This window comes from Bradyrhizobium pachyrhizi, from assembly GCF_029714545.1.
GTDB classification, from domain to species: Bacteria; Pseudomonadota; Alphaproteobacteria; order Rhizobiales; family Xanthobacteraceae; genus Bradyrhizobium; species Bradyrhizobium pachyrhizi.
The window spans coordinates 3,136,842-3,157,914 of the sequence record NZ_CP121667.1 but is presented as its reverse complement, the minus strand read 5'-3'; the positions used below and the strand labels follow the sequence as shown (position 1 = coordinate 3,157,914).

Sequence of the window (21,073 nt, the reverse complement as noted above, 5' to 3'; positions counted from 1 at the left end):
TCAGTTCGCCGCCGTGCCGCGGGTCACGATCTTGCCCAGCCCCGCGATCAGGCGGTCGAGCACGAAGCCGATGATGCCGACATAGAACAGCGCCAGGATGATTTCGCTGATGTGCGAGGAATTCCACGCATCCCAGATGAAGAAGCCGATGCCGACGCCGCCGATCAGCATTTCCGCGGCGACGATCGCGAGCCAGGATAGACCGATGCCGATGCGCAGGCCGGTGAACATGTAGGGCGCGGCCGCCGGGATCATGATCTTGGTGAAGAACTCCAGCGGATTGAGCTGCACGACGGCCGCGACGTTGCGGTAGTCCTGCGGGATGTTGCGGATGCCGACCGCGGTATTGATGATGATCGGCCACACCGAGGTGATGAAGATCACGAAGATCGCCGAGGGCTGGCCGTCGCGGAATGCGGCCAGCGACAGCGGCAGCCAGGCGAGCGGCGGGATGGTACGCAGCACCTGGAACAGCGGATCGAGCCCGCGCATCGCCCAGACCGATTGTCCGACCAGCGTGCCGAGCGCGATGCCCGCGATCGCCGCGAGCGAATAGCCGTAGGCGACGCGCTGCAGGCTGGCGGAGAGATGCCAGAACAGGCCCTTGTCGATGCCGCCATTGTCGAAGAACGGATCGAGGATCAGCTCCTTGGTGTCCTTGAACACTTTTGACGGCGGCGGCAGGCTGGAGCCGGCGCGCCGGCAGATCAGCTCCCACACCACCAGCAGCAGCGCGACCACGATCAGCGGCGGCACCACGCGCGCCGCGGTCTCCTTCGCCATCCTGGCGTAGGCCTCGGCGCGCGGCGCGCGCTTCGGCGTCATGGTCACGACCGGCGCCGCGGCAGTGGCCGGCGGGATCGCCACCGCCGACACTTCGGTCTTCATGGCAGGCATCGACATTGAACGAAAATCTCCGTGGTCAAAAAAGGAGAGCCGCGCTGCTCGCGCGGCTCGCTCAAATCAGACGTCAACACGCTTGATGGACAACGACTTCAGGTAGGCGGCGGGATCGGCGGGGTCGAACACCTTGCCGTCGAAGAAGGTCTCCTTGCCGCGCGAGGTCGAGGCCGGAATGTCCGACACGCCAAGTTCCTTGGCAGCCTCCTTCCAGAGATCCTCGCGGTTGACCTTGGCGATCAGCGCCTTGGTGTCGAAACCCGCCTCGTACTTGCCCCAGCGGATGTCTTCCGTGAGGAACCAGAGGTCGTGGCTCTGATAGGGATAGGAGGCGTTGTCGCTCCAGAACCGCATCTGCTGCGGCGAATTCTCGACCACGCGGCCGGTGCCGTAGTCGAACTTGCCCTTCATGCGGTCGGTGATGTCCTCGACCGGGCAGTTGATCCACTGCCGCTTGGCGCAGATCGCCGCGGTCTCCTCGCGGTTCTCCGCCTTCTCGCACCACTGCTGGGCTTCCATGACAGCCATCAGCAGCGCCTTCGCGGCCTTCGGATTCTTGTCGACCCAGGCGGCGCGCAGGCCGAACGATTTCTCCGGATGCTTGTCCCAGAGCTCGCCGGTCGTGATCGCGGTATAGCCGATGTCCTGATGGATCAGCTGCAGATTCCACGGCTCGCACACGCAGAAGCAGTCCATCGTGCCGACCTTCATGTTGGCCACCATCTGCGGCGGCGGCACCACGATGGTCTCGATGTCCTTGTCGGGATCGATGCCGCCGGCGGCGAGCCAGTAGCGGATCCACAGATCATGCGTGCCGCCGGGAAAGGTCATCGCGGCCTTCACCGCCTTGCCGGAAGCCTTCTTCTTCTCCAGCGCCGCCTTGAACGGCGCGGTGTCGATGCCGATCTTGAGATCGGCATATTCCTTGGCGACCGAGATGCACTGACCGTTCAAATTGAGCCGCGCCATGATGTACATCGGCGTCGGCTGATTGTTCTGCGTCACCTTGCCGGCCGAAATCAGATACGGCATCGGGGTCAGGATATGCGCGCCGTCGATGCCGTTGCCCTCGGAGCCGAGCACGAGATTGTCGCGCGTGGTGCCCCACGAGGCCTGCTTCTGCACCTCGACATCGGGCATGCCGTATTTGGCGAAGATGCCCTTCTCCTTGGCGACGAACAGCGGCGAGGCATCGGTTAGCGCAATGAAGCCAAGCTTGGCGCCCTTCACCTCGGGACCGGCGCCCTGCGCGAACGCGCCTGCGGGAAAGTTGAGCTTGGCCGCGGCGAGCAGCGCGGCGGCGCCGCTGGTTGCCTTCAGAAGCTGACGGCGGCTGAGGCCGCGGCTTGGCGGCTTGTCGGTGGGCTTGGTCATCGGTCGTCCTTTGCGTCGTTGCGTTGCGGTGTTGCGTCAGTGCGTCGAGCGCCGTCCTCCGGATGGCGACGCGCGCAGGGCGCAAAAAGGCGTGCACCGGGAAGGCCCCGGTCTGGCGGCGTCAGAAATCCGATGGGGTAGCCTCGAGGGACGGCTTCAATGGCGTCGGCTAATGATTATTCAAGCCTTGTGCCAATCTACCGCAGTGCAAAAATCGATTTCGCTGCAAAGCCTTGCGCAACATGTCGCAGCACGCGCGAGTTTTCCACGCGCTGCCAAAATTTGCGATTCGCCCAATCCTTGTGCGGCGCACAAGGATTGGGCAGAAGCGTTCAGAAACCGATCAGGCGTCTTCGGTGACCTTGGTGCCGAGCGGCGCGGGCGCCATTCCGCCGCCGGGCTTCACGTGGAATTCGTAGGTCATCAGGCTCCACGGCCCATCCGATCGCTGGCCATCGGGCATGACAGGATCGGTGCGGCGCTCGACCTTGGCGATCAATTCATCCTTCACGCCGAACACGACGTCGGAATCGATGTACTTGTCGCCTTCGACGAAGACATGCGTGATCAGCGGCTCGTAGCCCTTGGCGTTGACCAGGAAGTGCACATGCGCCGGCCGCATCGGATGACGGTTGGTCTGCGTGATCATCTGCCCGACCGGGCCGTCGGTCGGGATCGGATAGCTGCACGGCACGATAGTGCGGAAGAAGAAGCGGCCGTCGGCATCGGTGATGAAGCGCGCCCGCGACGACGGACCTTCGGTGGCATAGCTCGGCTTCTGCGAGTCGTAGAATCCGTCATCGTCCGCGTGCCAGATATCGACCGGCACATTGGCCAGCGGCTTGCCGTCAAGGTCGGTGACGCGGCTCTGCACGAACATGCGCTCGCCCGGCAGGCTTGCCGAGATGTCGGTGCCGTGCGGCGTCACCTTGTGCTCGCCGACATAGAATGGGCCGAGCACGGTGGTCTCGGTCGCGCCGTCGCGATCGCGATGGTTGACCGCATCGACCAGCATCGACACGCCGAGCACGTCGGACAGCAGGATGAACTCCTGGCGAATGTCGGTGCACTTCTGCCCGGTGCGAGTCAGGAAGCCGATCGCCTGGTCCCATTCCTCAAAGGTGAGATCGGTCCTGCGCACATAATCGTGCAGCGACTTCACCAATTCCTGCAGCAGGAACTTGGCCCGCGGATCGGGTGTCTGGTCGAAGCTGCGGATGACGGCGGCGGTGAGCTCGGTTTCGTTGAATTGGGTCATCTCGGCGTTTCCCTTGACGGATACCTTGGCAGATACCTTGGGCCCCTTCGGGGGCGCGATTGCAGGGGTGACGGTACACCACCAGCCCAAGGCCGGTAAGCGGCAGCGGATTGGTGCAGCAGACACTTTTCGGCTATCAAGGCTGCCTTGCAAGCCGGAGAAACGCCTGATGCTAGCCCCCACGCCTGCCTCGCCCGAATCCGCGGGAATGTCGACCACTGCCCTCAACCGCCTCGAAGCGCATCTGAAGAGCCGCTACATCGATGCCGGCCGTTTTCCCGGCACGCAGGCCCTGATCTATCGCCGCGGCAAGATCGTGCATTCCACGGTCCAGGGCTTTGCCGATCTCGAGCGCAAGGTGCCGGTCAAGGACGACACCATTTTCCGCATCTATTCGATGACCAAGCCGATCACGTCGGTCGCCTTCATGATGCTGGTCGAGGAAGGCAAGGTCGCGCTCGACGAGCCGGTCGCGAAATATATTCCGGAATGGAAGAACCTCGGCGTGTTCGTCGCCGGCACCGCGCCCGCCTTCCTGACCCGCCCACCGACGCGGCCGATGCAGATCGTCGACCTCTTGCGCCACACCTCGGGCCTCACTTACGGCTTCCAGCAGCGCTCCAATGTCGACGCGGCCTATCGCGAGAAGAAGATCGGCGAGGTCATCAAGGCCGGCACGCTCGACGGCATGATCGAGGATCTGGCGAAGATCCCGCTGGAATTTTCGCCGGGCGAAGCCTGGAACTACTCGGTCTCGACCGACGTGCTCGGCTATCTCGTCGGCAAGATCTCCGGCCAGCCGTTCGAGCAATTCCTGAAGGAGCGCATCTTCAAGTCGCTCGGCATGACCGACACGGATTTCTTCGTACCGGCCGACAAGGCGCATCGGTTTGCCGCCTGCTATTCCGCCGATCCGCAGGGCGGCTTCAACCCGCTCGCCGCCGAGCGCAAGGGCACGCTGACGCTGCAGGACGATCCGACCACCAGCTCGTTCCTGGCGCCGCCTTCGCTGATCTCGGGCGGCGGCGGACTGTGCTCGACCGCGGCCGACTACCTGACCTTCTGCCGTGCGCTGCTCAATGGCGGCGAGCTCGGCGGCGTTCGCCTGCTCGGCCCGAAGACGCTGAAGCTGATGACCTCGAATCATCTGCCCGGCGGGGTCGACCTGCCGGCGATGTCGCGCTCGATGTTCGCCGAAGCCGCCTATAACGGCATCGGCTTCGGCCTCGGCTTCGCCGTCACCATGCACCCGTCGCAGACGCTGATCGCCGGTAGCCCGGGCGAATTCAACTGGGGCGGCGCCGCGACGACGTCGTTCTTCATCGACCCGGCCGAGGAGCTGATCACCATCTTCATGACCCAGGTGCTGCCGTCGAGCGCCTATCCGCTGCGGCGCGAGCTGCGCACCATGGTCTACGCCGCGATCACCGAGAGCAATCTCTGACACGACGTCATTCCGCGGCGCACACCTCGTTTGCGCATGATCTCCGCGCGAACGCGCTCCGCGTTTGTCGCGAGGGATCATGCTCAAAGCGCCGCGGAACCTTTCTGATATAAAACTATTTCCTTTTGGCGAATTTTTCTCGCCTCCCCTAAGCTCGCAGCGAATGGGCACCGACCCGGGGACTTCGTGCCGAAACTGACATTGCCAGTCCGTCTCGCGCTTCTGGTCGCGGGAACGATGTTGCCGCTGATCATTTTCGCGGTCGGGATCGTCTTCCACAATTATCAGCGGGATCGCCAGGCGGCCACGCAGCGCGTGCTGGAGACGGCGCGCAGCATCCGCTTGCTGCTCGATGCGGAAATGCAGCGCATGACCGGCGGGCTGCAGGTGCTGGCCCTGACCAACTCGCTGCGCAACAGCGACTTCGACAACTTCCGCCGCGTCGCGGTCGGCTTCATCGACCAGTACGGCAAGGATGGCGTGGTACTGGTGGCGGACCGCGCCGGACGCCAGGTGTTCTCCTCGCTGACGCCGGACACCGCGAGCCTGCCGCCGCGCAACAATCTCGAGATCCTCGAGAAAGTGTTCGCGACGCGGCAGCCGCAATACTCCAACCTGTTCTTCGGCGCGGTGAAGCAGCGGCTGATCATCACCGTCGAGGTGCCGGTGATGCGCGACGGCGAGGTGCTTTACGACATCTCCTTCAGCCCGCCGATCGAGGTGTTCCAGGCCATCATCGAGAAGCAGCGCCTTAACCAGGACTGGACCATCTCGATCTTCGACAGCGACGGCGTCAACCTCGCGCGGGTGCCAAATCCGCAGGCGACCATCGGGCAGCGCGCCTCGCCATCGCTGTTTGCCGAGATGTTCCGCCGCGGCGAGGCGACGCTGCCGACCGTCTCGCTGGAGGGCGTGGCGCTGATCACCGGTTTCACCCGGTCGCGGGTCACCGGCTGGACCGTCGCCGCGGGGATCGCGGAGAACTCGCTGGTGGCGCCGCTGTGGCGCTCGCTGGCGATCACCAGCGTGATCGGCGGCGTCCTGCTGCTGGTCGGGCTCGGCTTTGCGGTGCGGATGGCAACCACGATCGCGCGCGGCGAGATGCTGCACGACCTGCTGATCGAAGAGCTCAACCACCGCGTCAAGAACACACTGGCGATCCTGCAATCGATCGCCACGCAGACCTTCCGCAGTGCAAGCCGCACCGAGCGCGACAAGTTCGAGGGGCGGCTCGGCGCGCTGGCCGAGGCGCACAATCTGCTCTCCACCGACAAATGGCAGGGCTCCGACTTCCAGGACGTCGTCAGCCGCGTGCTGCGGCCCTACCTCTTGAACACGTCCGCGCGGGTCAGGATGTTCGGCCCCCGCGTGCCGCTGTCGCCCCGGCTTGCCTTGGTGTTGTCGATGATCCTGCATGAGATGGCGACCAACGCCGCCAAATATGGCGCGCTGTCCAACGACACCGGCACGGTGACGCTGGACTGGGAAATCCTCAACGAGGGCCCCGGATCGAAGCTGCGGATGATCTGGACCGAAACCGGCGGCCCACAGGTCACCGCGCCGGTCCAGCGTGGCTTCGGCTCACGGCTGATCGAGCGTAGTGCCCGCGACCAGCTCGGCGGCGAGGCCACCGTGGATTTCCTGCCCCACGGCGTCGTCTACACCGTGACCAGCCCCCTCGAAATCGACGGCTGACCGGCTAGGCGCGGCCGATCCTGCGACATCTTGGCACGCAAGTTGCTATGATGGGCGGGTTCGGCCGGCCAGAAACAGGGGGAAGTCATGTCGACCATCGCAGCGGAAGCGACAGTGGCGCGCAAGCCGCTTTACACATCACTGTTCGTGCAGGTGCTTGTCGCGCTGCTGTTCGGCATCGTCATCGGCATGGCCGCGCCCGATTTCGCGATCGGGTTGAAGATATTCAGCGATGCCTTCCTGAAGCTGATCTCGATGATCGTGGCGCCGATCGTGTTCTGCGTCGTCGTGCACGGCATTGCGGGTGCCGGCGACCTCAAGAAGGTCGGCCGGGTCGGCGTCAAGGCGCTGGTCTATTTCGAGGCGATGACGACGGTTGCGCTCGTGGTCGGCCTGCTGCTCGCCTATCTGTTCGGCCCCGGCCACGGCATGAACATCGACACCTCGACGCTGGATGCCAAGGCGCTCGGCAACTATGCCAGCAACGCGCAGAAGCTGAAGGGCGAAGGCATCGGCAGCTTCCTGCTCAACATCATCCCGACCACCTCGTTCGACGCGCTGTCGCGCAACGACGTGCTGCAGGTCTTGTTCTTCGCCATCATCTTCGGCGTCAGCCTGGCACTGGTCGGCGGCGAGAAGGGCGAGAAGATCTCCTCCTTCATCGATGCGGTCTCGACCGTGCTGTTCCGCGCGATGGGCCTCATCGTGCGCTTCGCGCCGATCGGCGTGCTCGGCGCCGTCGCCTATACGGTCGGCAAATACGGCGTCGGTTCGCTGAAGCAGCTGCTGTCGCTGGTCGCGCTGTTCTACGTGTCGGTCGCGATCTTCGTGCTCGGCGTGCTCGGCGCCGTGATGGCGCTCGCCGGCATCAACATACTCAAATTCCTCGGCTACCTGCGCGAGGAGCTGATGATCGTGGTCGCCACTGCATCGTCCGACGCGGTGCTGCCGCAGGTGATGCGCAAGTTGGAGCGTTTCGGCGTCAAGGATTCGGTGGTCGGCCTCGTGATCCCGACCGGCTATTCCTTCAATCTCGACGCCTTCTCGATCTACCTGACGCTCGCGGTCGTGTTCATCGCGCAGGCGACCAACACGCCGCTGTCGTTCGGCGACCTGATGCTGGTGCTCGGCGTGTCGCTGATCACCTCGAAAGGTGCGCATGGCGTACCCGGCTCGGCGATCGTCATCCTGGCGGCGACGCTCAACGCCGTGCCGAGCATCCCGGCGATTGGCCTCGTGCTGGTGCTCTCCGTCGACTGGTTCATTGGCATGGCGCGCGCAGTCGGCAATTTGATCGGCAACTGCGTCGCCACCGTCGTGGTCGCGGCATGGGAAGGTGACCTCGACCGCGACAAGGCCCGTCGCGTGCTCGAAGGCGCCGAGGCGGTTGACGTGACTGCGGGCTGAGCCGTACGTCCCAAGCCGAGCAGTGTCCCGCGCGTGGCGCGGGGCGCTGACTTACTTGATCAGCCTCAAATACGGCGGCAGTTGCCGGGCCGTCGATTGTTCCAGCACGGGCTCATCCGAAGCGATCATGTCACAGAGGGCCTTCAGCTCGGAATCCGTTACCTTGTGGAGCTCCATCCGAAGCTCGAGGATGGCAAGGGACAACAGCCGCGCCGTCTCGGTGTTCGCCCGGTCGGTCAGGTACGCCTGACATTCCTCCAGCGTTGCGAGCAGCGCCAGCAACCGTTCTTCCGTGTTTGCGACCGGCATATCTTCAACTCCCGAAGCCGCGAGGTAGAGTCGAGGCGTTCCCCTCTTTCGCTTCATTGGCCCCTCCCGCCAGAGTTCGCCGGCTTGTCGTAGGCACACATTTGTTCCAGATGATCGAGAACTTTTGGGCAATTGTCCAGCAACATTCCGAAAGCCTGACTTGGACTTACGTCAAACTCTTGTAAATCGGATGATTCAGTCAAGCACCTGCCGGCCACTTCTCGACCTCAGGCTGCACTAGCTGGGGTTGCATCCGTGCAACGACGCCCGTACAATATAGTGGCCCGTAGAACTACGGGCGCTGTGCATTGACGCCTATTATGCATGTGCGCAAAATCTGTGTCGATCAAACTCGCGCTAGTTGTGGTTTGGTCAATATTTTGCCAAATGTAGAGGGCGGGGTGTCGACAGACACCTTGGCGCGGTCGACTTCAGGTAGTCGACCGAGTCGGTACTAGGGTGTTTCCTTGCGCTTTTGCGTTTGGATACCATCCCGCGATCTTCCTGGATTTCGTAGTTCAGACGAACTGGCGATCCACTCGAGCTTAACGCGGTACATCATGAACGTGTCCCTGACCCAACCGGGCCAGGGATTCTCGATTTGAAGGACGGGTCACAAGAATGAACAGATCAGCAGCAAAGAAGATGAAGCAGCGCAGTGCCGGCAAGCCGGACATTGAGTTGGGCAAGCGGATTCGCCTGCGCCGTGTCGAGCAAAAGATCTCGCAGGCCGAACTCGGCGACAAGCTTGGCGTCAGCTTCCAGCAGGTTCAAAAGTACGAGAAGGGCGTCAACCGTGTCGGCGCTGCCCGCCTTCAACAGATCGCGACCGCGCTGGATGTGCCGGTCACCTTCTTCTACGACGGCGACAACAAGGCTCGCGAAGTCGAGAGCCTGCTGTTCCTCGACAGCGCGTTCAGCCTCCGGTTGCTGCGCGCCTACAGCAAGATCAAGGATCAGACGGTGCAGCGTCAGCTGGTGTCGCTGATGGAATCGATCGCCGCCAACGAAGACTGAGCGCGGATCGGGTCGCGGCGCCGCGAACGCGATCCCACCACACCGCAACGGCCGGTCGCCGGCCGCTGCGGCCGCACACGCCGGTCGGGCCAGGAGGATGTAAAAGCGCTGCCATCGCCGATGGCAGCGCTTTTTCTTGAGGCTCGGCTGTCTTTCAAGATTTTGTGATCCAGGCGGACAGCTTCAGTCCTGGCCGGATGCGCGGTCATGAAGCGGCGACGAGCATCGCGTCATGATCTCATCGCTCCACCTGAGCATGATCTTCGCGCGCGTCGCCGCGCATGCGCGCCGCGCTTTTCCAGCTCGCGCTTCGACTGCCCATCTCGCGCAGCGCATGCGCGCGCAACGCGTCGCTATTCTGTCGCGCGGCCAATTGTCGCCTGCGCATCAGGCGACCTCAGAACTCCCGCATTTCCTCAGTTGAACCGGCGCCGCCAGAACCAAGTGCACGAGCCTGTCTTTTTTGTCGCAGCAACGAAGTGGCTCGCACGAACGTTTTCAGGCTTCAACCAAGGAGATCTCGATGAATATCAAGCTTGCCGTTATTGGACTCGCCGCGCTTGGAAGCGCAGCGTTGATGTCCGGCGCGGCATCCGCGATGCCCAACGGGCTTCCGCAAGCCGGTCACATCGCGGACGAAACGTCCAATGTCGACAAGGTGCGCCAGGTCTGCGATCGCTGGGGCCGCTGCTATTGGCGACCGGGCGCATACGGCTACTACGGACCGCGCCATCACGGATGGCATCATCGTCCGCAATTCCACCATCGCCCGCATCATTACGGGCACCGCCCTCATCACGGCGGACATCATGGTGGCCATCACGGCGGCGGACATCACGGCGGACACCATCGCTAATCATCAGCGAGGGGGCTTCGGCCCCTCACCCTTCCGCGGCTAAAGCATGATCGGGAAAAGTGCGAAGCGGTTTTCCGAAAAGATCATGCTCAAACAAAGAGCTAAGGCGCGATGACGATTCAACCTAATCTCATCGCGCTTTAGAGCGCTGCCAGCACCGCCTTCGCGACATCGGTCGTGCCGTTGCTGCCGCCGAACTCAAACGGCTTGATGCCGTCGGCGTAGACCTTGTCGACCGCGCGCTCGATCCGCTCGCCGGCTTCGGCGGCGCTTTCGAGTCCATGCTTGTCGGCGAGCCAGTCCAGCATCATCGCGGCCGACAGGATCATCGCGGTCGGATTGGCCTTGCCCTGCCCCATGATGTCGGGCGCCGTGCCATGACACGGCTGAAACACCGCGTAGCGGTCACCGATGTCGGCAGACGGCGCCATGCCCATGCCGCCGATCAGGCCGGCGGTGAGATCGGACAGGATGTCGCCGAACATGTTCTCGGTCACCATGACGTCGAAGTCCCACGGGCGCTTCACCAGCGCAGCCGCGGTCGCATCGATGTAGAGGTGGTCAGCTCTGACGTCGGGATGACGCTTCGCAGTCTCGTCGAAGATGTTCCGGAAGAATGCGAACGCCTTGAACACGTTCGCCTTGTCGACGCAGGTCAGCCCGCCATTGACCTTGCCGCGCGCCTTGCGGCGTTCGGCGAGCCGGAACGAGAACTCGAACAGCCGCTCGGAGGTGTGGCGCGTGATCACCATCGTCTCGCGCGCCTCGCTGTCGGTGACGACGCCCTTGCCCATCGAGGCGAACAGGCCCTCGGTGGATTCGCGGATCACGACGAGGTCGATGCCCTTTTGGTCGGCGCCGACGATCGTGCTCGATACACCGGGGATCAATCGCGCGGGCCGCACGCCGGCATAGAGATCGAAGATCATGCGCAACTCGATCTGCGGCGCGATCTCGGTGTTGTCGGGGTAGCGCACCGACGGCAGGCCGCAGGCTCCGAGCAGGATCGCGTCGGCCTCCTCGCATAGCCGGATCGTGCTCTCCGGCATCGACTTGCCGGTTTCCTTGTAATGGCCCGCGCCGGCCGGCGCCTCGGTGAAGCGGAATTTGAGACCGGCCGACGCCTCGATCTTGCGCAGCACGTCGAGCGCCGGCGCCATCACCTCGGGGCCGATGCCGTCGCCGCCGAGGACGGCGATGTGGAGTGCGTCGTTGGCGGACATGGGAATCTCCGGAACACAACAGTCATTCCGGGGCGATGCGGAGCATCGAACCCGGAATCTCGAGATCCCGGGTCTGGCTGCGCACCATCCCGGGATGACGGTGAGTTGATCTACGGCGTCAGCACCGCGCGGCCGACCAGCTGGCCCTTCTGCAGATTGGTCAGCGCCTCGTTCGCCTTTGCCAGCGGCATCGGCGTGACCGGGATCGCCGGAATCTTCTTGGTCCGCACGAGGTCGAGCAGCTCCTGGGTCTCGCGCAGATTGCCGACATAGCTGCCCTGGATGGTGACCGCCTTGATCGGGATCAGTGGCAGCGCCCAGGGCGCCCCGCCGCCGAACAGGCCGACGATCACAAGCTTGCCGCCCTTGGTCAGGCAGTCGAAGCCGAGCTGCGAGGTCTGGGCGTTGCCGACCAGATCGATCGCGGCACGGATCGGCTGGCCGGCCTTCTTGACGAGCTGTTCCAGCGCGTCGGGCGCCTTGCCGTCAACGGTCGCGAGCGCGCCGGCGGCTTCGGCCGCCTCGCGCTTCCTGGCGTCGATATCGACCACGATCGCGCCCTTGCCGCCCATCGCCTTCAACAGCGAGAGCGCCATCAGGCCGAGACCGCCGGCGCCGAAGATCACGATCGGCGTGTCGAGATCCTTCTCGACCTTCTTCAGCGCGCTGTAGGTCGTGACACCGGAGCAGGCATAGGGCGCGGCCGTGACGGGATCGAGCCCCTTGAGGTTGAGCAGATACTTCGGATGCGGCACCGTCATGTGGTCGGCGTAGCCGCCGTCGCAATAGACACCGAGCGCATTCGGCTTGATCGCGCACATGTTCTCGTCGCCGCCGAGGCAGGTCGGGCATTTGCCGCAGCCGAGCCAGGGATAGGCCAGCGCGACATCGCCGACCTTGAGGCCGCCCTTGTCGGCGTCCTTGACGTCGGGCCCGAAGGCCACGATCTCGCCGACCGTCTCATGGCCCATCGTGCGCGGCAGCGAGACGCCGCGATCCTTCAGCGACAGCGGCTTGCGGCCGTGGCCGAGATCGTAGCCGCCCTCCCAGATATGCAGGTCGCTGTGGCAGACGCCGGCGGCCTTGACCTTGATCAGCACCTGCGTGCCCGACGGCTGCGGCGTCGGCTGATCGACCTCCTTCAAGGGGGCGTTGAAATCGACGACCTGGAAACTCTTCATCGCTGTTCTCCCGTAGCTTGTTCTTGCGGCGGACCTTGCCACGCCTGCCCGTCCGGGACAAACGCTCATGATCCCATTTTCGAGCGAGCCGCCATGCAGCTCGCCTGAAGGCCAAGGCCTATTCAGACTAGCGGATGATGGCAAGCCGCGAACTGGCCGGGCGCAACCACGCGCAGTTCCGGCACTTCGCTGGCGCAGCGCGCGTCGGCCCGCGGGCAGCGGGTGCGGAAGCGGCAGCCGGAGGGCGGCGCGATCGGCGACGGCGGCTCACCGACCGGCACGCTCTGGGTCGGGCGGACATCCGGATCCGGCACCGGGATCGCCTCGATCAGCAGCGCGGTATAGGGATGCGCCGGCCGTGCAAACAACTGCTCCGACGGGCCGACCTCGCAGAGCCGGCCGAGATACATCACCGCGACGCGATCTGAGACGGCCTTCACCACGGCGAGGTCGTGGGCGATGAACAGCAGGGTCAGGCCGTAGCGCGCCTTCATCTCCTCCAGCAGATTGAGGATCTGGGCGCGGATCGAGACATCGAGCGCGGACACCGGTTCGTCGCAGATCACGAATTCCGGATTGAGCACCAGCGAGCGGGCGATGCAGATGCGCTGGCATTGTCCGCCGGAGAATTCATGCGGAAGGCGTCCGCTCACGAGCGCCGGATCGAGGCCGACCGCCGACAGCACGTCGCTGACCCGCCGTCGGCGTTCCTCGGGATCCTTGACGCCCGCGATCACCAGCGGCTCGGCGACGATGTCGCCGATCCGCCGCCGCGGATTGAGCGAGGCAATCGGGTCCTGGAAGATCAGCTGCACGCGCCGGCGCATCTTGCGCAGTGGCTCGCCCTTCAGCGTGGTCAGATCGTGCCCGTCGAACAGCACCTTGCCGGAGACGGCCTGGCGCAGTTGCAGCACCGCGCGGCCGAGGGTGGACTTGCCGCAGCCGGATTCGCCGACCAGCCCCAGCGTCTCGCCGCGCGCGATCTCGAGACTGACATCGGAGACGGCATGGATGGTCTTGCCCCCTACCGAATATTCGACGACGAGGTTTTCCACCTTCATCAGCGGATCGGGGGCTGCCTGCAGCATCATGCGCCGACCCCCGCGGTGATCGGATGGAAGCAGGCGTAGAGATGCTCCGGCGTTTCAGCCCGGCTGAGCTGCGGCTTCTCCGTGCCGCAGCGCTCCGCGGAGTAGCGGCAACGCGGCGAGAACGAGCAACCCTTGAGCGGCCGGGTCGGGTCGGGCGGCCGCCCCGAAATCGCCGGCAGCGGCGTATGCGGCGCGACGTCGAGCTTCGGCAGCGCGGCGAGCAGCGCCTCGGTGTAGGGCATCCGCATCTGCTTGAACAAGGCAGGCGTCGGCGCGCGTTCGACGACGCGCCCGGCATACATCACCGCGACCTCGTCGGTGCGGCCGGCGACCACGCCGAGGTCATGCGTGATGATGATCATCGCCATGTGACGGCGCTGCTGCTCGCGCGCCAAGAGATCGAGGATCTGCGCCTGGATCGTGACGTCGAGCGCGGTGGTCGGCTCGTCCGCGATCAGGAGCTGCGGCTCGCAGGACAGCGCCACCGCGATCGCGACGCGCTGGCGCATGCCGCCGGAGAGCTGGTGCGGATATTGCGCGAGGCGCTGCTCGGGCGCGGGAATGCCGACCGCCGCCAACAGTTCGATGCTACGCTGCCGGGCCTCGGCAAGATCGAGCTCGAGATGTTCCACAATGGTCTCGATCAGCTGGGTGCCGATGGTCAGCACGGGATTGAGCGAGGTCATCGGGTCCTGGAACACAACCGCGAGCGAGCGGCCGCGCAGCTTGCGCAATTTCTCGGCCGGGAGTTTCGTCAGATCCTGCCCGTCGAACATCACGCGGCCGGACAGTTTCGCCTTCTTGGGCAGCAGCTGCAGGATCGCGCGCGACAGCATGGTCTTGCCGCATCCGGACTCGCCGACGATGCCGAGCGTCCTGCCGGCGCCGACGGCGAGATCGACATGATCGACCGCCCGCAGATTGCCGCGCGGCGTCGGCAGGTCGACCACCGCACTCTCGACCGATAGCAGCGTCCGGCTCATAGCGCGCCCTGCCTGGGATCGGTCAGCGCACGCATCGTATCGCCGATCAGGTTGAACGAGAGCACGGTCAGGAACATCGCGATCGCCGGAATGAAGGCGAGCTGCGGCGCCACCTCGAGGCTTTCACGGCCCTCCCCGATCATGCTGCCCCAGCTCGAGATCGGCGGCGGCACGCCGAGGCCGAGGAAGGACAGCGAGCCCTCGACCACGATAGTGACGGCGACGCCGAGCAGAAAGAAGGCGAGCAGCGGCAGCATCACGTTGGGCAGCAGCTCGCGCAGCAGGATGCGCGCATGCGTGGCGCCGAGCGCCTGCGCCGCGATGACGAATTCGCGCCGCGCCAGCGACAAGGTCGCCGCCCGCGCCACCCGCATGAAGGCGGGAATGCCGAGCACGCCGAGGATGCAGGTCAGATTGAAGATCGACTGGCCGAGATAGGCGGTGACCGCAAGCGCCAGGATCAGCGGCGGGAACGCCAGCAGCACGTCCATGCTGCCGACCACGAAGGATTCGAAACGGCCGCGGAAATAGCCCGCGAGCATGCCGAGCGCGCCGCCGATGGTAACCCCGATCATCGGTGCGCAGAGGCCGACGATCAGCGAGATGCGCGCGCCATAGATCAGCCGCGACAGCTCGTCACGGCCGAGACCGTCGGTGCCGAGCCAATGCTCGGCGGAGGTGGGCGCCCGCCGCTCCAGCATGTCCATGTCGGTCGGGCTCGGAAGCGGCAGCAGGTCGGCAAAGATCGCGACCGCGAACACCAGCGTCATCCAGCCGATCGCGATCCAGAACAACATGCCGAGCCCGCGGCGGCGCCGGGCCGGCGTCGCACCGGCCTCTTCCTCGAGGCTGAGCTCAAGCGTGGCCATGGCGAATCCTCGGATCGAGAAGGGCGTATAGCATGTCGACGATGAAGTTCATGATCACGAAGCCGGCGGCAACCAGCAGCACCACGCCCTGCAGGATGATGAGATCGCGGGTGTAGATCGCGCCGACCAGAAGGCGGCCGATCCCCGGCAAGGCGAAAATCGACTCGACGATGACGGCGCCACCGATCAGGCGGCCGATATTGATGCCGGTGATGGTGACGAGCGTCAGCGACGACGGCTTCAGCGCGTGCACGAACAGAATGCGCGATGGCTTGAGGCCCTTCGCCTTGGCGAGCGCGATATAGTCCTCCTGCAGCGCCGCGATCATGTCGGAGCGCAGCACGCGCATGATGCCCGGCCATTCCGCAAGTCCGAGCGTCAGCGCCGGCAACACCATGAAGCGCAGATTGGCGACCGGGTCCTCGGTGAACGGCACGTAGCCGGTCGCCGGCAGCAGGCGCAGCTCGACCGCAAACAGATAGATCAGCAGGATCGCGGACAGGAAGGTCGGCACCGACAGCATGCCGAAGGCGGAGCCGGTCATGAAGCGGTCGAACGCGCTGCCGGCCTTGGCCGCGCAGGCGATTGCGAGCGGCACGCCGATCGCAAGCCCGATCAGCTCGGCCAGGATCATCAGCTCGAACGAGACCGGGATGCGTTCGCTGACGGCCTGCAACACGGTCTGCCCGGTGCGGAAGGATCGCCCGAAATCGCCCTGCAGGATATGCCACAGCCAGCCGAGATAGCGCAGCCAGATCGGCTGATCGAGCCCCATGTCGTGACGCAGCGCCGCGACATTCTCGGGCGTCGCCTGATCGCCCAAGATCACATAGGCGAGATCGCCGGGCAACAGCGAGGCGATCACGAAGGTCAGCACCGAGACCGCGATCAGCACCGGTACCAGGTACAGGAGCCGGCGCGCGACGAAGAACAGCATGAAAGGCTATTCCTTCCAGGCGTAGGAGACGTCGAGCACCCCGTTGAACATCTTCGGCACGCCCTTCACCTTCGCGCTCGAGATGGCGTAATAGGTGTTCTGGAAAGTCCAGAACCAGAGCGCCTCCTTGTTGATCAGGCGGCTGATCGCGCAATAGTCGTCGGTGCGTTTGGCGGTATCGGCGGTGGTTCGCGCATGCTCCAGCAGGCGGTCGAGTTCCGGGTCGGAGAAGTTCGCCAGCGCCACCGGACTGCCGGTGTGGAAATTGGCGTACATCTGCGGATCGGGATCGGCGAGATCGACGATGCGCCACGGCGTGAGCTGGAACTGGCGCATGAAGGCGCGCGGCACGATCGTGGCCTGGTCGACCTGCTCGATCTCCATGTTGGCGCCGACCCGCTTCCAGAGCTGCTGCAGCACCTGGCCGATGGTACGGCCGCGCGGCGTCGCCGAGACGATCATCTTGAAATCAACCGGGTTGCCGTAGTCCTTGAGCAGCGCCTTGGCCTTCGCAGTGTCCTCCGGCAGCGCGCCGTCATCCTTGCACTTGACCCAGGAGCCGTCGCCATAGGGATTGGTGGCCGGCCGCGCCAGGCCGTTGGTGATCGCCTGCGAAATCTTCTTGCGATCGAGCGCCATCACCAGCGCCTGGCGCACGCGGACGTCGTCGAATGGCGCCGCCTTGGTGTTGAACGCGTAGACCTGCGCGCCGGAGCCGGCATAGGAGTGAACCGTCAGGCTCTTATCCTTCTGCGCCTTGACGATGTTGTCGGCGTCGTATTCGTCGTCCCAGACGACGTCGGCCTCGCCCGATTGCAGGGAGGCAAAACGCGACTGCGCGTCCGGCAGCGGCTTCAGGATGATGCGGTCGAGATAGGGCTTGCCCTTGTCCCAATAGTCCGGGTTCTTCTCCAGTACCATGCGATCGCCGGCAGTCCAGGATTTCAGGATGTAGGGGCCGGTGCCGACGGGATTGCGATTGTAGTCGTCGCCCTTGGTCTTCCAGGCCGTCGGCGACTGCATCACATTGTTGGAGCTCTGAATGGATTGCGTCGCCGGGAAGTTCACCGCCGGGTCGCTGAAATTATAGCGCACCGTGAGGTCATCGATGACGTCCACGCTCTTGATGCTGGTGATGTAGAACGCGCACCGGCACTTGTTGGCCGGATCCTTCTGACGGTCGAAATTCTCCTTCACGGCCTGTGCATTGAACGGCGTGCCGTCGTGGAATTTGACGCCCGGCCGCAGCTTGATGGTCCAGGTCTTGAAGTCCTCGGCATGCTCCCAGGACAGCGCGAGCTTCGGTGCCGGCTCGCCCTTCGCGTCGAGCGTCATCAGCGTGTCGAAGATTGCGGCCGCCGCCGTGTTGGCCGAGGTATCGTAAACGCCGACCTTGAGCGGATCGAAGCCCGGAATGTCCAGTTCCTGGCCGACGGTGAGCGTGCCGCCCTGCTTCTGCGCATGGGCCGGTGCAGCAAACGCCGCTGCACCTAATCCCGCCACAAGAAATATGCGCGCAACCGTGTACGCGCGCCCGACCAGCGTCATCAATGCTCCCTCCCAGGTGGGCGACGTCCGGTGTTCCGGATCGTCGTGTGTTGGGCGGCAGATTGTCCGGAATCGCCGCGCGCGACAAGACCGTAATACCGTAATACGGATGAAAAGCCGCAGGCCTAATGACGCGCCGTCTTTGCCGGTTGCGCTGCGAAGCCTGCGATCTGATCCTCGGAGAGCCCGATCTCCTTCAGATAGGACAGCGTGTGCTCGCCGAGCGTCGACATCCGCTTGCGCGCACCGACCGTGGCGCCGGACATGCGGAACGGCAGATTGAGCACCTTGAAGCTGCCGCCGCCGTCCGCAACCTCGGCCAGCGCGCCGCGATGGGCGATTTGTGGATCGGCGAGCGCCTCGCGCACAGTGCGATAGGCCGATGACGGCACGCCATACTCGTTGAGCGCGGCAAGGCAGGCCTGCGTGCTGACCGAGCGCGACCACGCCTCAACGCCCTCCATCAGGCCCGCCCAGTTCTCCCGCCGATCGGAATATTTGGCGAAGCGCGGATCGGATACCCAATCGGGACGGCCGATCACCTGCATCAGGTTCTGGAACGTCTTCTCGCTGGCGATCGCCACCATCACGTAGCCGTCGGTGGTTTCGATCGGACCGAACATCGGGCGCTGGGTTTGCTTCACCTCGAATTGCGACCACTGCAACTCGTTCAGGGTCAGGCTCAGCATCGATTCCAGCATCGAGACGTCGATGTGCTGGCCCTTGCCGCTGGCGGCGCGCTGATAGAGCGCCGCCGAGATCGCACCGAAGGCGTAGACGCCGGTCAGCACATCGGCGTGGTAGATGCCGCAATAGTCCGGCCGGCCGCGGCCCGGCTGGTAGGCGAGATGCGCCATCTCGTAGCCCGAGGCGGCATGGATCACCGGCGCATAGGCCGGCAATTCCGCCGACGGGCCGGTCTGACCGTAGCCGGATATCGAGCAGAAGATCAGCTTCGGATTGATGTCGCGGATAGAGGCGTAATCGAGCTTCAGCCGCCGCATCACGCCGGGACGGAAATTCTCCACCAGCACGTCGGCGGTGGCGATCAGCCGGCGCACCGCTTCGACGCCGGCCGGCGACTTCAGGTCGAGCACCAGGCTGTTCTTGCCGATATTGAGCTGGCCGAACGCCGTCGAGCAATTGTTGCGCACCGGCGGCCGCGTCCGCATCGTCTCGCCCTCGGCGGGCTCGATCTTGATCACCTCCGCGCCCATGTCGGCGAGCATCCGCGTGCAATGAGGTCCAGCGATCGTGGTCGAAAAATCGAGCACACGAAGGCCGTCGAAGCTCCGTGTCAAATTCCCCTCATCGTCAGCGGCTATGGTCGTCGGCAAGGCTTCCTCCACCTTCGTCATTGGTTGTTCGGCGTCGCGTGACCCTAAAGTGAGCCGCCCTGGCAGGAAAGCGTCTCGTCCAGACCGGGAGCGCGGGCCGTCTTGCATTTTACTCAAAGGCAGATTGGACCCGATCTTGCATAGCCATGTCACGGGCTGGAACGAGGGCGCTTGTTGAAGGTCTTATTCGTCACGACGGAGATGGACGATTTCGTCCGCGTGGGCGGGCTCGCCGCCGTTTCCGCTGCCCTTCCGCGGGCGCTCCGCCCCTGGAGCGACGTCCGGATCATGCTTCCCGGCTACCGGGATGTGGTCGAACAGTTCACGCATATTGAAATCGTTGGACAATGCCGAGCGCTCGCGGAGATGCCGGCCTGCACGCTCGGGCGCGCGTCGACCAGGGACGGACTTCCGGTCTACGTGCTGCTGTGCCCGCAACTCTACGAGAGGCCGGGCAATCCCTATGGCGATGAGTCCGGCCGCGACTGGCCCGACAACGACATCCGCTTCGGCCGCTTTGCCTCCGCCGCTGCCGAACTTGCAGCCGGGATGCTGGACAAGAATTGGGCAGCGGACCTCGTACACGCCAACGATTGGCAGGCCGCGCTCACACCGGCCTACCTCGCCTGGCGCAACGCGCGGATTCCGTCGATCCTGACCATCCACAATCTCGCCTATCAGGGCCTGTTTCCGAAGGACTCGCTGCGGCGGATCGGCGCACCGGAAAGCTCGTTCCACATCGACGGGCTGGAGTTTTACGACAAGCTCTCCTTTCTCAAGGGCGGCCTCGTCTACGCCTCGCATCTGACCACGGTCAGCGCGACCTATGCCAGGGAGATCACGACCGCGGAGCTCGGCTGCGGCCTGGAAGGCCTGCTCCGTGTGCGCTCGGACGCCGACCAGCTGACCGGCATCCTGAACGGCATTGACGAAAGCTGGGACCCGCGCCACTGCGCGCAGCTCGCACAGCCGTTCGGCGCCGGCGACTGGAAGGGCAAGCAGGCCAACGCCGACTATGTCCGCCGCCAGTTCGGCCTTGCGGTCTCGCGCGGGCCGATCTTTGGCCTCGTCGCCCGCCTCGTGCATCAGAAAGGCGTCGACCTCGTGCTGTCCGCCGCCGACGAGATCGTCAGGGACGGCGGACAGATCGTCGTCACCGGCAGCGGCGAGCCCGCCATCGAGGATGCGCTGGTGGCCGCGCATCGCCGCCGGCCCGATGCGATCGGCGTGATCATCGGCTTCAACGATGGGCAGGCGCGCCGAATCTTCGCCGGCAGCGATTTCACCCTGATGCCGTCGCGCTTTGAGCCCTGCGGCCTCAGCCAGATGTATGCGCAGCGCTTCGGCTCGCTGCCGATAGGCCACCAGACCGGCGGGCTTGCGGAAACCATTGCCGACGGCGAGACCGGCTTCCTGTTCGCGCAGCCGTCGGCGGAATCCTTCCTTGGCGGCGTCAGGCGCGCCTTCGACGCCTACCGCGCAAAGGACCGACTCAACGCCATGCGCTCCAGCGCGATGGCCAAGTCCTACAGCTGGGACCTGTCGGCCGCCTGCTATGGTGCGCTGTACAAAAGGCTGGTCATGCCGCGCATGATGGCGTAGGCGGCCCGCCTCGCGGGCTTGTGAAGCCCGGCGGCTGTGGGA

19 protein-coding genes are annotated in these 21,073 nt (G+C 64.7%); 6 read left to right on the top strand and 13 right to left on the bottom strand.

All coding sequences use genetic code 11. From position 1 onward, the window contains the following. The 3 genes from ntrB to QA639_RS14525 form a co-directional block, all read right to left on the bottom strand. Entirely contained in the window at positions 1 to 903 is a 903-nt protein-coding gene (ntrB, locus tag QA639_RS14535; RefSeq protein WP_026192466.1) for a nitrate ABC transporter permease, read from the bottom strand. A gap of 60 nt (positions 904 to 963) precedes the next feature. Beyond that, on the bottom strand, positions 964 to 2,274 hold the full coding sequence (locus tag QA639_RS14530; RefSeq protein WP_028338126.1) for a CmpA/NrtA family ABC transporter substrate-binding protein: 1,311 nt from the start codon (positions 2,272 to 2,274) through the stop codon (positions 964 to 966). Positions 2,275 to 2,617: 343 nt separating this feature from the next. Continuing rightward, the gene (locus tag QA639_RS14525) at positions 2,618 to 3,532 is read right to left on the bottom strand and encodes an intradiol ring-cleavage dioxygenase (RefSeq protein WP_157347626.1); all 915 of its coding nucleotides are present in this window, start codon (positions 3,530 to 3,532) and stop codon (positions 2,618 to 2,620) included. Positions 3,533 to 3,701: 169 nt separating this feature from the next. On the opposite strand from QA639_RS14525, the gene QA639_RS14520 reads away from it, so the two are divergent. The 3 genes from QA639_RS14520 (at position 3,702) to QA639_RS14510 (ending at position 8,078) form a co-directional block, all read left to right on the top strand. Next, positions 3,702 to 4,976, top strand: a complete 1,275-nt coding sequence (locus QA639_RS14520; protein ID WP_157347625.1) for a serine hydrolase domain-containing protein — start codon at positions 3,702 to 3,704, stop codon at positions 4,974 to 4,976. 186 nt (positions 4,977 to 5,162) lie between these two features. Continuing rightward, positions 5,163 to 6,671 carry a sensor histidine kinase gene (locus QA639_RS14515; RefSeq protein WP_283090109.1) on the top strand — a complete coding sequence of 503 codons (1,509 nt, stop codon included), beginning with the start codon at positions 5,163 to 5,165 and terminating at the stop codon, positions 6,669 to 6,671. Between the two features lie 87 nt (positions 6,672 to 6,758). Further along, entirely contained in the window at positions 6,759 to 8,078 is a 1,320-nt protein-coding gene (locus QA639_RS14510) for a dicarboxylate/amino acid:cation symporter (RefSeq protein ID WP_028338130.1), read from the top strand. Between the two features lie 51 nt (positions 8,079 to 8,129). Here QA639_RS14510 and QA639_RS14505 read toward each other — a convergent pair whose 3' ends face one another. Then, positions 8,130 to 8,387 carry a hypothetical protein gene (locus tag QA639_RS14505; protein WP_157347623.1) on the bottom strand — a complete coding sequence of 86 codons (258 nt, stop codon included), beginning with the start codon at positions 8,385 to 8,387 and terminating at the stop codon, positions 8,130 to 8,132. Positions 8,388 to 9,008: 621 nt separating this feature from the next. Here QA639_RS14505 and QA639_RS14500 point away from each other — a divergent pair. After that, the gene (locus QA639_RS14500) at positions 9,009 to 9,404 is read left to right on the top strand and encodes a helix-turn-helix domain-containing protein (protein WP_016844123.1); all 396 of its coding nucleotides are present in this window, start codon (positions 9,009 to 9,011) and stop codon (positions 9,402 to 9,404) included. Between the two features lie 238 nt (positions 9,405 to 9,642). Here QA639_RS14500 and QA639_RS14495 read toward each other — a convergent pair whose 3' ends face one another. Beyond that, on the bottom strand, positions 9,643 to 9,792 hold the full coding sequence (locus QA639_RS14495) for a hypothetical protein (RefSeq protein WP_157347621.1): 150 nt from the start codon (positions 9,790 to 9,792) through the stop codon (positions 9,643 to 9,645). 135 nt (positions 9,793 to 9,927) lie between these two features. Between QA639_RS14495 and QA639_RS14490 the strand changes: the two genes are divergently transcribed. Beyond that, positions 9,928 to 10,260, top strand: coding sequence for a hypothetical protein (locus QA639_RS14490; RefSeq protein WP_157347619.1), 333 nt, complete (start codon positions 9,928 to 9,930; stop codon positions 10,258 to 10,260). A gap of 140 nt (positions 10,261 to 10,400) precedes the next feature. Here QA639_RS14490 and QA639_RS14485 read toward each other — a convergent pair whose 3' ends face one another. The 8 genes from QA639_RS14485 to QA639_RS14450 form a co-directional block, all read right to left on the bottom strand. Continuing rightward, complete coding sequence (locus tag QA639_RS14485) at positions 10,401 to 11,483, bottom strand: isocitrate/isopropylmalate dehydrogenase family protein (protein WP_157347617.1); 1,083 nt, start codon at positions 11,481 to 11,483, stop codon at positions 10,401 to 10,403. A 110-nt stretch (positions 11,484 to 11,593) separates the two neighbouring features. Next, positions 11,594 to 12,664, bottom strand: coding sequence for an alcohol dehydrogenase (locus QA639_RS14480; RefSeq protein ID WP_028334327.1), 1,071 nt, complete (start codon positions 12,662 to 12,664; stop codon positions 11,594 to 11,596). A gap of 122 nt (positions 12,665 to 12,786) precedes the next feature. After that, complete coding sequence (locus tag QA639_RS14475; protein ID WP_028334328.1) at positions 12,787 to 13,755, bottom strand: ABC transporter ATP-binding protein; 969 nt, start codon at positions 13,753 to 13,755, stop codon at positions 12,787 to 12,789. Further along, positions 13,752 to 14,738, bottom strand: a complete 987-nt coding sequence (locus tag QA639_RS14470) for an ABC transporter ATP-binding protein (protein ID WP_283090108.1) — start codon at positions 14,736 to 14,738, stop codon at positions 13,752 to 13,754. The genes QA639_RS14475 and QA639_RS14470 overlap by 4 nt, the downstream gene beginning before the upstream one ends. Beyond that, complete coding sequence (locus QA639_RS14465; RefSeq protein WP_028334330.1) at positions 14,735 to 15,607, bottom strand: ABC transporter permease; 873 nt, start codon at positions 15,605 to 15,607, stop codon at positions 14,735 to 14,737. Before QA639_RS14465 ends, QA639_RS14470 begins: the two co-directional genes overlap by 4 nt. Continuing rightward, positions 15,594 to 16,544: an ABC transporter permease gene (locus tag QA639_RS14460; RefSeq protein WP_028334331.1), complete on the bottom strand. Its 951-nt coding sequence runs from the start codon at positions 16,542 to 16,544 to the stop codon at positions 15,594 to 15,596. The genes QA639_RS14465 and QA639_RS14460 overlap by 14 nt, the downstream gene beginning before the upstream one ends. 6 nt (positions 16,545 to 16,550) lie before the next feature. Beyond that, positions 16,551 to 18,092 carry an ABC transporter substrate-binding protein gene (locus QA639_RS14455; RefSeq protein WP_157347611.1) on the bottom strand — a complete coding sequence of 514 codons (1,542 nt, stop codon included), beginning with the start codon at positions 18,090 to 18,092 and terminating at the stop codon, positions 16,551 to 16,553. A gap of 125 nt (positions 18,093 to 18,217) precedes the next feature. Then, positions 18,218 to 19,450 (bottom strand): CaiB/BaiF CoA transferase family protein, encoded by a 1,233-nt coding sequence (locus QA639_RS14450; RefSeq protein WP_283090107.1) that lies wholly within the window; start codon positions 19,448 to 19,450, stop codon positions 18,218 to 18,220. Positions 19,451 to 19,603: 153 nt separating this feature from the next. Between QA639_RS14450 and glgA the strand changes: the two genes are divergently transcribed. Next, complete coding sequence (gene glgA, locus QA639_RS14445; RefSeq protein WP_283090106.1) at positions 19,604 to 21,031, top strand: glycogen synthase GlgA; 1,428 nt, start codon at positions 19,604 to 19,606, stop codon at positions 21,029 to 21,031. Positions 21,032 to 21,073: the final 42 nt, after the last annotated feature.